Source organism: Actinoplanes oblitus (genome assembly GCF_030252345.1).
Lineage (GTDB): Bacteria > Actinomycetota > Actinomycetes > Mycobacteriales > Micromonosporaceae > Actinoplanes > Actinoplanes oblitus.
In genome coordinates this window covers 664,762-680,107 of record NZ_CP126980.1, presented here as the reverse complement: position 1 = coordinate 680,107, position 15,346 = coordinate 664,762, and the positions used below count along the sequence as shown (strand labels likewise).

General features: G+C 68.0%; 12 protein-coding genes and 3 tRNA genes. All 15 read right to left on the bottom strand.

Annotation, left to right across the window (positions count from 1 at the left end):
- Positions 1-19: 19 nt before the first annotated feature.
- On the bottom strand, positions 20-3,910 hold the full coding sequence (locus Actob_RS03055) for a DNA-directed RNA polymerase subunit beta' (RefSeq protein WP_284918474.1): 3,891 nt from the start codon (positions 3,908-3,910) through the stop codon (positions 20-22).
- 100 nt (positions 3,911-4,010) lie between these two features.
- Entirely contained in the window at positions 4,011-7,451 is a 3,441-nt protein-coding gene (gene rpoB, locus Actob_RS03050) for a DNA-directed RNA polymerase subunit beta (protein WP_284918473.1), read from the bottom strand.
- A 600-nt stretch (positions 7,452-8,051) separates the two neighbouring features.
- On the bottom strand, positions 8,052-8,438 hold the full coding sequence (gene rplL / locus Actob_RS03045) for a 50S ribosomal protein L7/L12 (RefSeq protein ID WP_284918472.1): 387 nt from the start codon (positions 8,436-8,438) through the stop codon (positions 8,052-8,054).
- A gap of 58 nt (positions 8,439-8,496) precedes the next feature.
- Positions 8,497-9,042: a 50S ribosomal protein L10 gene (gene rplJ / locus Actob_RS03040; RefSeq protein ID WP_284918470.1), complete on the bottom strand. Its 546-nt coding sequence runs from the start codon at positions 9,040-9,042 to the stop codon at positions 8,497-8,499.
- A 1,118-nt stretch (positions 9,043-10,160) separates the two neighbouring features.
- A complete protein-coding gene (locus Actob_RS03035) occupies positions 10,161-10,859 on the bottom strand; it encodes a hypothetical protein (RefSeq protein WP_284918468.1) in 699 nt (232 codons plus the stop codon).
- Positions 10,856-11,647 carry an ATP-binding cassette domain-containing protein gene (locus Actob_RS03030; RefSeq protein ID WP_284918467.1) on the bottom strand — a complete coding sequence of 264 codons (792 nt, stop codon included), beginning with the start codon at positions 11,645-11,647 and terminating at the stop codon, positions 10,856-10,858. Before Actob_RS03030 ends, Actob_RS03035 begins: the two co-directional genes overlap by 4 nt.
- A 70-nt stretch (positions 11,648-11,717) precedes the next feature.
- A complete protein-coding gene (gene rplA, locus Actob_RS03025) occupies positions 11,718-12,437 on the bottom strand; it encodes a 50S ribosomal protein L1 (RefSeq protein WP_284918465.1) in 720 nt (239 codons plus the stop codon).
- 77 nt (positions 12,438-12,514) lie between these two features.
- Entirely contained in the window at positions 12,515-13,234 is a 720-nt protein-coding gene (gene nusG / locus Actob_RS03020; RefSeq protein ID WP_284918464.1) for a transcription termination/antitermination protein NusG, read from the bottom strand.
- A 53-nt stretch (positions 13,235-13,287) separates the two neighbouring features.
- Positions 13,288-13,668, bottom strand: coding sequence for a preprotein translocase subunit SecE (gene secE, locus Actob_RS03015; protein ID WP_284918462.1), 381 nt, complete (start codon positions 13,666-13,668; stop codon positions 13,288-13,290).
- A 104-nt stretch (positions 13,669-13,772) separates the two neighbouring features.
- A tRNA-Trp gene (locus Actob_RS03010) sits at positions 13,773-13,845 on the bottom strand.
- Positions 13,846-13,924: 79 nt separating this feature from the next.
- On the bottom strand, positions 13,925-14,320 hold the full coding sequence (locus Actob_RS03005) for a MaoC family dehydratase (RefSeq protein ID WP_284918461.1): 396 nt from the start codon (positions 14,318-14,320) through the stop codon (positions 13,925-13,927).
- A 2-nt stretch (positions 14,321-14,322) separates the two neighbouring features.
- A complete protein-coding gene (locus Actob_RS03000) occupies positions 14,323-14,772 on the bottom strand; it encodes a MaoC family dehydratase N-terminal domain-containing protein (protein WP_284918460.1) in 450 nt (149 codons plus the stop codon).
- 72 nt (positions 14,773-14,844) lie between these two features.
- Positions 14,845-15,012 carry a 50S ribosomal protein L33 gene (gene rpmG / locus Actob_RS02995; RefSeq protein WP_014440704.1) on the bottom strand — a complete coding sequence of 56 codons (168 nt, stop codon included), beginning with the start codon at positions 15,010-15,012 and terminating at the stop codon, positions 14,845-14,847.
- Between the two features lie 109 nt (positions 15,013-15,121).
- Positions 15,122-15,194: transfer RNA gene (locus Actob_RS02990), tRNA-Met, on the bottom strand.
- Positions 15,195-15,243: 49 nt separating this feature from the next.
- A tRNA-Thr gene (locus Actob_RS02985) sits at positions 15,244-15,316 on the bottom strand.
- Between the last annotated feature and the right edge of the window lie 30 nt (positions 15,317-15,346).

The following is a 15,346-nucleotide window of genomic DNA, read 5'->3' as shown; positions in this document are numbered from 1 at the left end:
GGCCCTTTCCGGTACGGCGTCAGCGGTACGACCCGAAGTCGAAGTCGTCCAGCGGAACCGCCTGGCCACTGGCCGGCCCGAAACCGTAGTCGGTCTCCGGGTACCCGGTCATCGAGTACACCTTGGCCTTGGCCTCCTCGGTCGGCTCGACCCGGATGTTCCGGTACTTGGAGATACCGGTACCGGCCGGGATGAGCTTACCGATGATGACGTTCTCCTTGAGGCCCACCAGCGAGTCGCTGCGCGAGTTGATCGCAGCGTCGGTGAGCACCCGGGTGGTCTCCTGGAAGGAGGCCGCCGAGAGCCAGGAGTCGGTCGCCAGCGAGGCCTTGGTGATACCCATCAGCACCGGACGACCGGCGGCGGGCTCGCCACCCTCGCCCACGAGCCGGCGGTTCTCCGACTCGAAGAGCGCCCGGTCGACCAGCACGCCCGGCAGGAACTCGGTGGCGCCGGAGTCGATGACCGTCACCCGCTTGAGCATCTGGCGGATGATGATCTCGATGTGCTTGTCGTGGATGAGCACACCCTGCGAGCGGTAGACCTCCTGGACCTCACTGGTCAGGTGGACCTGGACCGCGCGCGGGCCCATGATGCGCAGCAGCTCGTGCGGGTCGATGGTGCCCTCGGTGAGCTTCTCGCCGACGTTGACGTGGTCGCCGTCGTGCGCCCGCAGCTTGACCCGCTTCGAGATCTTGTCGTACACGATCTCGTCGCTGCCGTCGTCCGGGATCACGATGATCTTGCGCGACCGCTCGCCGTCCTCGATCCGGATACGGCCGGGGGTGTCGGCGATCGGCGCCTTACCCTTCGGCACCCGGGCCTCGAAGATCTCCTGAACACGCGGCAGACCCTGGGTGATGTCCTCACCCGCGACACCACCGGTGTGGAAGGTACGCATCGTCAGCTGGGTACCCGGCTCACCGATGGACTGGGCCGCGATGATGCCGACCGCCTCGCCGATGTCGACCGACTTGCCGGTCGGCAGCGAACGGCCGTAGCAGGCCGCGCACACGCCGAGCTTCGACTCGCAGGTCAGCACGCTGCGCACCCGGACGTTCTCGACGCCCGCGGCGACCAGCTTGTCGACCAGGATCGAGTTGAGGTCGGTGCCCCGGGCGACGACCAGGTTGCCGGCCTCGTCGGTGATGTCGTCGGCGATGGTCCGCGCGTGCACGCCGGTCTCGGCGTGGGTGTGCACGACCAGGGTGCCGTCGGCCTCCCGCTCGCCGACCGCCATCGGGATGGCGCGGTCGGTGCCGCAGTCCTCCTCGCGGATGATGACGTCCTGCGAGACGTCCACCAGACGCCGGGTCAGGTAACCCGAGTCGGCGGTCCGCAGCGCGGTGTCGGCCAGACCCTTCCGGGCACCGTGGGTGGAGATGAAGTACTCCAGCACGGTCAGACCCTCGCGGTACGACGAGGTGATCGGCCGCGGGATGATCTCACCCTTCGGGTTGGCCACCAGGCCACGGATCGCGGCGATCTGCCGGAGCTGCAGCAGGTTACCGCGAGCACCGGAGTTGATCATGACCCAGAGCGGGTTCTCCTGCGGCAGCGAGGTCTCCATCTCCTTGGAGATCTCGTTGGTCGCCTTGGTCCAGATCTCGATCAGCTCGCCGCGGCGCTCCTCGGCGGTCATCAGACCACGCTGGTACTGCTTGTCGATCCGGTCCGCCTCGACCTGGTAGCGCTGCAGGATCTCCGGCTTGCGCGGGGGGCCGATGACGTCGCCCATGCCGATCGTCACACCGGACCAGGTGGCCCAGTGGAAGCCGGCCTCCTTGAGCGCGTCCAGGGTCGCGGCCAGGGCGACCTTGGGGAAGCGCTCGGCGAGGTCGTTGACGATCGCCGACAGCTGACCCTTGCGGATCTCGTAGTTGACGTACCGGTACCCCGGCGGCAGCGTCTCGTTGAAGATGACCCGGCCGAGCGTGGTCTCGACGAGCAGCGGCTCGCCCTCGACCCACTCCTCCGGAGCCTCCCACGCGGCGGACTTGGCGCCGTTGTCCACGCCGATCACGTCGCGCAGGCGGATCTTCACCGGCGCCTGCAGGTGCAGCTCGCCGTTGTCGTACGCCATCCGCGCCTCGGCGTCCGAGCTGAACACCCGGCCCTCACCCTTCGCGCCAGGCGTCAGGTGGGTCAGGTGGTACAGCCCGATGATCATGTCCTGGGTGGGCATGGTCACCGGCTTGCCGTCGGCCGGCTTGAGGATGTTGTTCGACGACAGCATCAGGATCCGGGCCTCGGCCTGCGCCTCGGCCGACAGCGGCACGTGCACCGCCATCTGGTCACCGTCGAAGTCCGCGTTGAACGCGGTGCAGACGAGCGGGTGGATCTGGATCGCCTTGCCCTCGACCAGCTGCGGCTCGAAGGCCTGAATGCCCAGGCGGTGCAGGGTCGGAGCACGGTTCAGCAGCACCGGGTGCTCGCTGATGACCTCCTCCAGCACGTCCCACACGACCGGCCGCTGCCGCTCGACCATCCGCTTGGCGGACTTGATGTTCTGCGCGTGGTTCAGGTCGACCAGGCGCTTCATCACGAACGGCTTGAACAGCTCCAGCGCCATCTGCTTGGGCAGACCGCACTGGTGCAGCTTGAGCCGCGGGCCGACGACGATGACCGAACGGCCGGAGTAGTCGACGCGCTTGCCGAGCAGGTTCTGCCGGAACCGGCCCTGCTTGCCCTTGAGCATGTCGGAGAGCGACTTCAGCGGGCGGTTACCCGGACCGGTGACCGGCCGGCCGCGGCGGCCGTTGTCGAACAGCGCGTCGACGGCCTCCTGCAGCATCCGCTTCTCGTTGTTGACGATGATCTCGGGCGCGCCGAGGTCGATCAGCCGCTTGAGGCGGTTGTTCCGGTTGATCACCCGGCGGTACAGGTCGTTCAGGTCGGACGTGGCGAAGCGGCCACCGTCGAGCTGCACCATCGGGCGCAGGTCCGGCGGGATGACCGGGACGCAGTCCAGCACCATGCCGAGCGGCGAGTTACGGGTGTTCAGGAACGCCGCGACCACCTTGAGCCGCTTGAGCGCCCGGATCTTCCGCTGGCCCTTACCGGTGCGGATGATCTCCCGAAGGTTCTCCGCCTCGGCGTCCAGGTCCATGTTCTCGAGCAGCGCCTTGATCGCCTCGGCACCCATCCCGCCGGTGAAGTACTCACCGAAGCGGTCCCGCAGCTCGCGGTAGAGCAGCTCGTCGGTGACCAGCTGCTTGGAGTCGAGCTTGCGGAAGGTGTCGAGCACCTCGTCGAGGCGGTCGATCTCGCGCTGCGCCTTGTCCCGGATCTGGCGCATCTCGCGCTCGCCGGCTTCCTTGACCTTGCGGCGCACGTCGGCCTTGGCACCCTCGGCCTCGAGCTCGGCCAGGTCCTGCTCCAGCTTGGCGGCACGCTTCTCGATCTCCGAGTCGCGGCCGTTCTCCGACTGCCGCTTCTCCGCGAAGATCTCGTTCTCGATGGTGGACATATCGCGGTGACGCGCCTCGGCGTCCACGCTGGTGACCACGTACGAGGCGAAGTAGATGATCTTCTCGAGATCCTTCGGCGCCAGGTCGAGCAGGTAACCCAGGCGGCTCGGGACACCCTTGAAGTACCAGATGTGGGTGACCGAGGCGGCGAGCTCGATGTGGCCCATCCGCTCACGCCGGACCTTGGAGCGGGTCACCTCGACGCCGCAGCGCTCACAGATGATGCCCTTGAACCGGACGCGCTTGTACTTGCCGCAGTAGCACTCCCAGTCCCGCTGAGGACCGAAGATCTTCTCGCAGAAGAGTCCGTCCTTCTCGGGCTTGAGGGTGCGGTAGTTGATCGTCTCGGGCTTCTTGACCTCGCCGTGCGACCACTGCCGGATGTCGTCAGCGGTAGCCAGGCCGATGCGCAACTCGTCGAAGAAGTTGACGTCGAGCACTTGGACTATCCCTCGTGTTTCGTTGCTCGGGTGAATTCAAGGCCGGCGGGGGCGCCCCGGCCGGTCCGGTAATCGCGGGACCGACCGGGGACGCTCTCCGTCAGATCTCTTCGACGCTGCTGACGCCCTCGTTCGGGCGACGGGACAGGTCGATGCCGAGTTCCTCCGCGGCCCGGAAGACCTCGTCGTCGGTCTCGCGCATCTCCAGGGCCACACCGTCGCTGGAGAGCACCTCGACGTTCAGGCACAGCGACTGGAGTTCCTTGAGAAGCACCTTGAACGACTCCGGGATTCCCGGCTCCGGGATGTTCTCGCCCTTGACGATGGCCTCGTACACCTTCACGCGGCCGAGAACGTCGTCGGACTTGATGGTCAGCAGCTCCTGCAGCGCGTAGGCCGCGCCGTAGGCCTGCATCGCCCAGCACTCCATCTCACCGAACCGCTGGCCACCGAACTGGGCCTTACCACCGAGCGGCTGCTGCGTGATCATGGAGTACGGGCCGGTCGACCGTGCGTGGATCTTGTCGTCGACCAGGTGGTTCAGCTTCAGGATGTAGACGTAGCCGACCGAGATCGGGTCCGGCAGCGGCTCGCCGGAGCGGCCGTCGAACAGCTGCGCCTTGCCGTCACCGTTGACCAGCCGCTTGCCGTCCCGGTTCACCAGGGTCGACTCCAGCAGGCCCTTGATCTCCTCTTCCTGGGCACCGTCGAAGACCGGGGTCGCGACGTTGCTGTCGGCGGGAGACTCGTGCGCCTCGATCGAGCGGAGCTGGCGCTTCCACTCCTCGTCGTCGCCCTCGATCGACCAACCGGTCTTGGCGATCCACCCGAGGTGGGTCTCCAGGACCTGGCCGATGTTCATACGCGAGGGGACACCGAGCGGGTTGAGCACGATGTCGACAGGGGTGCCGTCCTCGAGGAACGGCATGTCCTCGACCGGCAGGATCTTGGAGATGACGCCCTTGTTGCCGTGCCGGCCGGCGAGCTTGTCACCGTCCTGGATCTTCCGCTTCTGCGCCACGTAGACCCGGACCAGCTCGTTCACGCCCGGGGGCAGCTCGTCGCCGTCCTCGCGGGAGAACGTGCGGACACCGATGACGGTGCCGGTCTCGCCGTGCGGAACCTTCAGCGAGGTGTCCCGGACCTCCCGGGCCTTCTCACCGAAGATCGCGCGCAGCAGCCGCTCCTCCGGCGTCAGCTCGGTCTCGCCCTTCGGCGTGACCTTGCCGACCAGGATGTCGCCGGGCACGACCTCGGCGCCGATCCGGATGATGCCGCGCTCGTCCAGGTCCGCCAGCATCTCCTCGCTGACGTTCGGGATGTCGCGGGTGATCTCTTCCGGACCCAGCTTGGTGTCGCGGGCGTCGACCTCGTGCTCCTCGATGTGGATCGAGGTGAGCACGTCCTGCTGGACGAGGCGCTGCGACAGAATGATCGCGTCCTCGTAGTTGTGGCCCTCCCAGCACATGAACGCGACCAGGAGGTTACGGCCCAGGGCCATCTCCCCCTCGTCGGTGCACGGGCCGTCGGCGATGACCTGGCCGGCCTCGACCCGGTCACCCTCGAAGACCACCGGCTTCTGGTTGACGCAGGAGCCGGCGTTCGAGCGGCGGAACTTGTGCAGCAGGTAGGTGCGGCGGTGGCCGTCGTCCTGGTGCACCGTCACGTAGTCGGCGCACAGGTCCTCGACCACACCGGCGACCTCGGCGACGACCACGTCACCGGCGTCGACAGCGGCGCGGTACTCCATGCCGGTGCCGACCAGCGGCGCCTCGGCCTTGACCAGCGGCACGGCCTGACGCTGCATGTTCGCGCCCATGAGGGCACGGTTGGCGTCGTCGTGCTCGAGGAACGGGATCATCGCGGTGGCGACCGAGGTCATCTGCCGCGGCGACACGTCCATGTAGTCGACCTGCTCACCGGGAACGTAGTCGACCTCACCGCCCTTCCGGCGGACCAGGACGCGGTCCTCGGCGAACGTGTTGTCGCTGGACAGCACGGCGTTCGCCTGGGCCTTGATGAAGCGGTCTTCCTCGTCAGCGGTGAGGTAGTGCACCTCGTCGGTGACGACACCGTTCTCCACCTTGCGGTACGGCGTCTCGATGAAGCCGAACGGGTTGACCCGCGCGAACGTCGAGAGCGCACCGATCAGACCGATGTTCGGGCCCTCGGGGGTCTCGATCGGGCACATCCGGCCGTAGTGCGACGGGTGCACGTCACGGACCTCGAAGCCGGCCCGCTCACGCGACAGACCACCCGGGCCGAGCGCCGACAGGCGGCGGCGGTGGGTCAGACCCGCGAGCGGGTTGGTCTGGTCCATGAACTGGGACAGCTGCGACGTACCGAAGAACTCCTTGATCGCAGCCACCACGGGGCGGATGTTGATCAGGGTCTGCGGCGTGATCGCCTCGACGTCCTGGGTCGTCATCCGCTCGCGGACGACGCGCTCCATCCGGGACAGGCCGACGCGGACCTGGTTCTGGATGAGCTCGCCGACGGTGCGGAGACGACGGTTGCCAAAGTGGTCGATGTCGTCGGCCTCGTAGCCCTCCTCACCGGCGTGCAGCCGGCAGAGGTACTCCACGGTCTTGACGATGTCTTCCTCGGACAACGTGCCCCGGACGATCGGGACGTCGATCTCGAGCTTCTTGTTGAACTTGTAACGGCCGACCTTGGCGACGTCATACCGCTTCGGGTTGAAGAAGAGGTTGTCGAGCAGGGTCTGCGCGTTCTCCCGCGTGGGGGGCTCGCCCGGACGCAGCTTGCGGTAGATGTCGAGCAGGGCCTCGTCCTGCCCGGCGATGTGGTCCTTCTCCAGCGTCGTCATGAGCAGCTCGGACCAGCCGAAGCGCTCACGGATCTGGTCGGCGGACCAGCCGATCGCCTTGAGGAGGACGGTGACGGCCTGGCGACGCTTACGGTCGATGCGGACACCGACGGTGTCGCGCTTGTCGATGTCGAACTCCAGCCAGGCACCCCGGCTCGGGATGACCTTGACGCTGGTGAGGTCGCGGTCGGAGGTCTTGTCCGGCTCCTTGGTGAAGTACACGCCCGGCGAGCGGACGAGCTGGCTCACCACGACGCGCTCGGTACCGTTGATGACGAACGTCCCCTTGGGGGTCATCATCGGGAAGTCGCCCATGAACACGGTCTGGCTCTTGATCTCGCCAGTCGTGTTGTTGGTGAACTCCGCGGTCACGAACAGCGGCGCGCAATACGTCAGGTCCTTCTCCTTGCACTCCTCGATCGAGGCCTTGACCTCGTCGAATCGGGGAGACGAGAAGGACAGCGACATAGTGCCGGAGAAGTCCTCAATGGGACTGATCTCTTCGAGGATCTCTGCGAGGCCCGAGTGGGCGTGCGGGTCGTCCGTCGTCCGGGCCTGCCAAGCCTCGTTGCCAACCAGCCAGTCGAAGGAGTCCGTCTGGAGGGCGAGGAGGTTGGGGACCTCTAGCTGCTCGGTGATCCGGCCGAAAGAGACACGGCGGGGTGCGTAAGCGCTCGACGTACGGCTGGTCTTCGCAGGGCGGGAAGCTGCCAAGATGCGTCCTTCCGAGGACCGGTGCTGCTATGCGGCTGAGTTGCTGATGCAACTGGTCTGCGTGCACTCCAAAAGACACCCGTCGACATCCATAGACATGGATACAACGACAGGCGTCAAGACAGAAGGCAGCGCAAACTAGCAGTGTAGCCGCTTGGCTAACCGCTGTCCAGCCCACACCACGAAGTGGCCTGCGGAACGAGTCCCCAGCACCGCTGACCTGCATCATCGTGGTCAACGCCGTGGCCGGGGCCGCTCAAGAAACGCGGCGCATCTTCCTCGGGTGCCGGTTCGTGGTCATCGAGTCAACCGATTACCCACGGGGCGGCTGTCGCAAGCGCGGAAACTTGCTGCCATCAGCGTGCCTGTCAGGGGACACACAGTCAAGGGCTGTGCCGCGGGTCGGACGGACACGGTCGCCCGGTCGCCGCACCAAAGCGACCTTACTGCATGGATGGCGAGCTTTGTGATGCTTTGTCACCCGCCCCGGTAGCAGCCCGAACACGCGCTGCTGACCAGGTCCGATGTCCGGGAGAACGCCGATGGCGGAGACCCGAGTCGGATCTCCGCCATCGAAGAAAAACGCTGAGGAGCGTTAGGTCACTTGAGGGTGACCTTGGCGCCTTCGCCCTCGAGCTTGGCCTTGGCGGCCTCGGCCTTCTCCTTGTTGACGCCCTCGAGGATCGCCTTCGGCGCGCCCTCGACGGTGTCCTTGGCCTCCTTCAGGCCCAGGCCGGTCAGCTCACGCACGACCTTGATGACCTGGATCTTCTTGCCGCCGTCGCTCTCCAGAACGACGTCGAAGGAGTCCTGCTCGACAGCAGCCTCGGCAGCAGCGCCACCGGCAGCCGGGCCGGCCGCGATCGCGACCGGAGCAGCGGCGGTGACCTCGAAGGTCTCCTCGAACTGCTTCACGAACTCGGAGAGCTCGATCAGCGTCATCTCCTTGAACGCCTCGAGCAGGTCCTCGGTGCTGAGCTTCGCCATGTTAGGCAACCTTTCCTAGCTTCTGATGTAGAACGTGCGTGGGCACCGCAAGGCCAGATCAGGCCTCCGCGGCACCTTCCTTCTCGCGCTTCTCCTGCAGGGCCGCCCCGAGGCGAGCCACCTGAGCAAGCGGGGCCTGGAACAGACCGGCCGCCTTGGTCAGGTTGCCCTTCATGGCGCCGGCCAGCTTGGCCAGCAGCACCTCACGGGACTCGAGGTCGGCAAGCTTGTTGACCTCGTCGGCGCTGAGGGCCTTGCCCTCGAAGACGCCGCCCTTGATGACGAGAGCGGGGTTGGCCTTGGCGAAGGCACGAAGGCCCTTGGCCGCCTCGACCACGTCACCGCTCACGAAGGCGAGCGCGGTAGGACCGGTGAACAGTGCGTCGAGGCCCTCGATGCCCGCGTCGCCAGCAGCACGCTTCGCCAGCGTGTTCTTGGCGACGGAGTACTTGGCCTGCTGGCCCAGCGCCCGCCGCAGCTCGGTGAGCTGCTTGACGGTGAGGCCGCGGTATTCGGTCAACACGGTGGCCGTCGAACCACGGAAGTTCTCCGTCAGCTCGGCGACGGCCGTGGCCTTGTCGGCCCGGACCGGCTTGTCCGCCATGTCCCTCCTCTCCTCAGTGCTCGTTGCCACTGGTCGAGAGGGCCCGGAAAAGCAAAACGCCCCGGCGCAGGGCACGGGGCGGATTTCCAGCACGCGCGAACGCACGCCGTCACATCACGAACCGTTCTCCCTGCGCAGGTCGCCCGCTCTTGCGGAACCTTCGGCCGCGGCGTCCGTCTCACGACGGCCACTGCGGCGACCAGCGGTCTATGGGTGGAACTTCGAAAAGCAACAGTACGCGGCTACCCCACCAAAAACCAAATCGCCCACCGGCCCCCGCCACCGCCGCCCATGTTCGGACCGCGACGCGCTTTAAGGCCCGCCTCGTCCGACCCCATTCGGGTACGCCACGAGCGCGCCCGCACCGAGCCCGTCTCCCGCGGCCGGCCCGTAGCACGTCCGCGCCTGTCCGCCCTGAGCACGTCGGCTCCAGCCCGACCCGAGCACGTCCGCGCCTGCCACGACCCGAGCACGTCCGCCCGCCAGCATGCGCGCGAGCCGGAGCGCCACACGCCCGCCCGCGCCGAGCCCGCCTCCCCCTTGCCCGCTCCCGAGCGCGTCCGCCCCGTCGGCACGCCTACGAGCCCGAGCGCCACACGCTCGCCCACGCCCAGCCCACCGCCCTTGCCCGCCTCAAGCACGTCCACCCCGCCAGCACGCCTACGAGCCCGAGCGCCACACGCCCGCCCGCGCCCGGAGTGCAGCCAGTCCCCCGCTCGCCGCCGCCGCACAGCCTGATATCGCCGACAACCCAGCACACCGCCGACTGCCTCAAGAACCATCGCCGGACAACGGGCGACGAGGGCCTGCCAGCAGCGCTCCAGCGATCTGCCTCAAAGGCGAATCCACAGCTACGGGTTGTCCACAGCCGGCCTCTTGATGCCGGCCAATCCCGGCCACACTGATTGCGGGGGCTACCCCTTGGGTGGGCGGGCTATGAGCGGCGAGCCACGAGCGCGCGATCGGCGGGCACGAAGGCGCCGATCGGTCGGGCGCGTAAGCGGCGCGAGCGGTCAGGAGCCGAATCGGCATGGGCCGGCACGACCGGTCAGAAGCAGAAACGGCACGAGCCGGCACGACCAGTCAGAAGCAGAAACGGCGCGAGCCGGCACGACCGGTCAGGAGCGGGACCGGCGCAGGCGGGCGTAGCCGGTCAGGGCCACGGCGGACCAGGTGACCGTCCAGGTGGTCAGGAGCGTGAGCTGGGTGACCGGCGGGGTGCTGCCGTCGTTCAGGGCGCGGGCGGTGGCCATCACGGGAGGGACCAGCCATGGGGCGATCGAGCCGGTGAGGCCCAGGATGACGACCAGGAGTGAGCCGGTGACCAGGACGGCAACGCCGGGCAGGACGCGGCGGGTGACGGCTCGGCCGGACAGGGCGCCCAGGGATACCGCGGCGATCAGGGACAGCAGGTGGGCCAGGGCGCCGAGCAGGACGCCGGCGGCGAGGGAGGCCTCGTGGGAGCCGGGTTCCGGTGGGCGGATGCCGTGGAACAGCAGTGGGGCGACCATCGCGGCGGCGCAGACGGCCGCGCCGGCGAGGGTGGCGGCGAGCAGGCCGGCGGCACCCTCGCGGACCGGGCCGACGGTGAGGCGGGCCAGGCGGCGCTGCACGTCCGGCTCGGTGTCGAGCAGGATCTTGGCGAGCCAGGCGAGGATCGGGAAGAGCGCGGCCGCCGAATAGCCGTAGGCGCTGGCGGCCGGCGAGGCACCGCCGCCGTAGAGCACGCCGAGGACGACCAGCACGGCGATCAGCGGAGCGAGTGCCCGGCCGCCGCGGAAGAACCCGGCGAGGCGCATGCGCACCAGGGCGATCATCGGGGGCCCTCCCACCGAGCGCCGGCCGGCGGCTCCGGGCGTACCGCGAAGTCTTTGATCTCTCGGACGCCCAGCACGCGGTGACCTGACTCGCGGAGCCGGACCACCGCGTCGTCGGCTGCCGTGCGGGGCACCGCGATCTCGACCACCACCTCGTCGGCGTCCGGTCGCGCAGCGGCCGGGACGGTCGTCTCCACCCGGAGCGCGCCGGCGGCGACCGACCAGTGGGTCGCCTCGGGCAGTCCGGCGATCTCGCCGCGGTGGTCGCTGACCAATACCGCTCCGCCGGTTGCGGTGATCTCGGCGACGATGTCCGGGATCAGCGTACGGGCTCGCGCGTCCAGCCCCTCCCACGGTTCGTCGAGCACCAGCAGGCCGGGTGGGGTGAGCAGGGCCTGGGCCAGGCCGACCTTCTGCGCGGTGCCCTTGGAGAGCGCGGGCAGCGGGGTGCCGGTGTGTTCGGTCAGGCCCAGCCGGTCGATCCAGTCGTCGGCAGCGGACGCCGGGGCACGCCGCAGCTCGGCCATCGCGCGCAGGTAGCCGAGCGCGGTGAACGGCTGGTCGGCCGGGAAGCGCTCGGGAACCCAGCCGACGGTCCGCGGCCGGTCCCGGATCGTCCCGCGCACCGGGCGCAGCACACCGGCGGCCAGCTGGAGCAGGGTGGACTTGCCGGCGCCGTTGGGGCCGAGAACCACCACTGTCTGCCCGGGCTCGACACTGGCGGCCGCCTCGCGCAGCGCCCAGGGCGCACGGCGGGCGTACCGGAACCAGACGCCGTCGAAACGCATGGCGGCAAGGATCGCACGAAAAAGCCCCCGGGGATGTCCCCGGGGGCTTCGTCGTCTGGCTGGCGGGCGATCAGGCCTGGGTGGCGTCGCCGCGCAGGTTCTTCTGCACGTTCGGGTCGACCGGGACGCCCGGGCCCGTCGTGGTGGCGACGGTGACCTTCTTCAGGTACTTGCCCTTGGCTGCCGACGGCTTGGCCCGCAGGACCTCGTCGAGCACGGCCGCGTAGTTGTCCACCAGCTGCTCGGCGGTGAACGACGCCTTGCCGATGATCAGGTGCAGGTTCGAGTGCTTGTCCACCCGGAAGGTGATCTTGCCGCCCTTGATCTCGTTGACGGCCTTGGTCACGTCCATGGTGACGGTGCCGGTCTTCGGGTTCGGCATGAGGCCACGCGGGCCGAGGATCCGGGCGATCCGGCCGATCTTGGCCATCTGGTCCGGCGTCGCGATGGCGGCGTCGAACTCCAGCCAGCCACCCTGGATCCGGGCGACGAGCTCGTCGGTGCCGACCTCGTCGGCGCCGGCCGCGACGGCCTCCTCGGCCTTCGCGCCCTGGGCGAACACGATGACGCGGGCGGTCTTACCGGTGCCGTGCGGCAGGTTGACGGTGCCGCGGACCATCTGGTCGGCCTTGCGCGGGTCGACACCCAGGCGCATCGCGACCTCGACGGTGGCGTCGAACTTCTTGGAGCTGGTCTCCTTGGCGAGGGCGACCGCGTCCTTCGGCTCGTAGAGCTTGTTGGCGTCGATCTTCTCCGCCGCCGCGCGGTAGACCTTGCTGCGCTGTGCCATTTCTCAGTACTCCTGTGGTTGATGGCGGGGCCGCTCGACGGCGGCCCCTCCCACTGATCTCGCCGGGGACCCGGCGATCAGATCTTGGTGACCTGGTTGAAGTTCAGCTCGACCGGGGTCTCCCGGCCGAAGATCGACACCAGGACCTTCAGCTTCTGCTGGTCGGCGTTGATCTCACTGATCGACGCCGGCAGCGAGGCGAACGCGCCGTCGGTGACGGTGACCGAGTCACCCACCTCGAAGTCCAGCACCTTGATCTCGGGCTTGGCCTTCTTCTCCTCGGCCTGGACGGCCGGGGCCAGCCACTTCAGCACCTCGTCGAGGGAGAGCGGCGCCGGCCGGTCGACCCGGTCGGTGGCACCGACGAAGCCGGTCACCCCGGGCGTGTTGCGCACGCAGGAGTAGGACTCCGGGGTCAGGTCCATCCGGACCAGGATGTAGCCGGGGAAGACCTTGGCCTGCACCTGGTTGCGCTTGCCGTTCTTGACCTCGACCTCTTCGCGGGTCGGCACCTCGACCTGGAAGATGAAATCCTCCATGTCGAGGCTGGTGATCCGGGTCTCGAGGTTGGTCTTGACCTTGTTCTCGTAACCGGCGTAGGAGTGCACGACGTACCAGTCGCCGGGCGCGTACCGCAGCTTCTGCCGCAGCTCCTTGACCGGGTCGTAGTCCTCGTCGGCCTCGGGCGCCTGGACCGCCACCGGGGTCTCGTCGGCCAGCTCCTCGACCGACTCCTCGGTGACCGGCGACGACTGCTCGTCAGCAAACTGCGCGGTCTCGTCGTCGTACTCAGGCACGCTCGCTCACTTCCAGATAAGTCACTCGGTTCGGATTTCCGCCGCGTTACGGCTCACTTGCCGCCGAACGCGTACAGGATCCCCTTGCCGAACGCGTAGTCCAGGACCGTCACGATCGCCGTCATCACGGTGACGAACGCGATCACGACGCCGGTGTAGGTCAGCAGCTCCTTGCGCGTCGGCCAGATGACCTTGCGGAGCTCGCTGATGACCTCGCGGAAGAACCCACCGATCCGACCGAAGAATCCGGTGCGCTTGCGCTCCTTCTTCGTCTTCGGGGTGTCGTCGTCCTTCGTGCGCTCGGCGACGGCGGTGCCGCCGCCACGGGTCACCGGTGCGTCGTCGGCCTCATCGGCATCGCCACCGCCGGCGGAGTCGGCGAGCAGCTCGTCGTCGCCCGGGACGTCGTCACCGGGCCGGTCCTTATCGGCCACTTCGCCCTACTTCCGTCGTCGGTGGTGTTGATTTCCCGTCAGCACTCGACCGGACGCGGACTGTGCAAACCGCGCACCGGGCGGGCACGTCGAGGAGGATTGCGCAGGGGTGACAGGACTTGAACCTGCAGCCTGCGGTTTTGGAGACCGCTGCTCTGCCAATTGAGCTACACCCCTTTGCGGGACCGTCGTCTTGCGACTCACAGCCCCACGGCGCACCAGTGTACGGGTACGCCCTTGGTTATCCCAACCCGGGCTACCGCTTCCTGACAAGCGCCTGTGCCAGAGACAGTACCTTGTCTCCGTTGCACGTGGCAGTCAGGGCGAGCCGGGTGTCCCCATCCTCGGTGACTTCCTTCACCGTGGCCGTGACGACGACCTCGGTCCCCTCGTCGGTGTCCGGCACCGGAACCGGCCGGGCGAACCGCACGCTGAACTCCCGCACCGTGTCCGGGGCGCCGGCCCAGGCGGTCACCGCGCGGCCGACCAGGGCCATGGTGAACATCCCGTGGGCGATGACGCCGGGTAGGCCCACCCCGGTCGCGACCCGGTCGCTCCAGTGGATCGGGTTGAAGTCGCCGGAGGCGCCGGCGTAGCGGACCAGGTCGGCCCGGGTGACCCGGAAGGTCTGCGGTTCCAGGATCTCGTTCATCTTCAGTGCTCCTCGCCGCGCTGGACCAGTTTCGACCACACCGTGACGACCGGGTCGCCGGCCTCGGTGCGCACCTCGGTGCGGATCGTCAGGAACCAGTGGCCGCCCCGGGTGATGATCTCGTCCACCGAGTTCACACAGACCACCGCGTCCCCGGCCACCATCGGGCGGGTGTACGCGAACCGCTGGTCGCCGTGCACCACCCGGCTGTAGTCCAGGCCGAGAGCGGGATCGTTCACCACCTGGCGGCTGGCGGCCATGGTGATGGCGACCGGGAAGGTCGGCGGGGCCACCACGTCCGGGTATCCGATAGCGCGGGCCGCCTCGGGGTCGTGGTACTCGGCGTCGGTGGCGCCGATCGCGCGGGCGAACTCGCGGATCTTCTCCCGGCCGACGAGGTAGGTCTCGGTGGGCGGCCAGGTCCGGCCGGCAAACGTCTGATCCAGGGGCATACCCCACAAACTACAATGCGCCGCCCGGAGTAACTCCGGGCGGCGCAGAGAGAAGCTGTGGGGCTGCGAGGCTCAGCGAGTCTCGCGGTGCAGGGTGTGCTTCCCGTCGCGCGGGCAGAATTTCTTCAGCTCGATGCGGTCGGGGTCGTTGCGCCGGTTCTTCTTGGTGATGTAGTTCCGGTCCTTGCACTCCGTGCACGCCAGGGTGATCTTCGGACGTACGTCGGTCGCCTTGGCCACGGCGGGGTGCCTTCCTGCTAACGGGATCTAACTTGACGACCAATCAGCGTAGACGCTCAGTCGGTCGCTCTGCAAAGTGGGCCTCGGATTTGAGGCCCGACTAGAAGAGTAGCGGTGGCCGGACTTGAACCGGCGACACAGCGATTATGAGCCGCTTGCTCTGCCATCTGAGCTACACCGCCGAGCCAGGCTCACGTCCAACGCCGGGCGGGGCGGGAACGAACCCGGTAGAGCCCCCTTACGGAATCGAACCGTAGACCTTCTCCTTACCATGGAGACGCTCTGCCGACTGAGCTAAGGGGGCTTGCCGCTTGCGATCTCTCGCTCGCTGCAG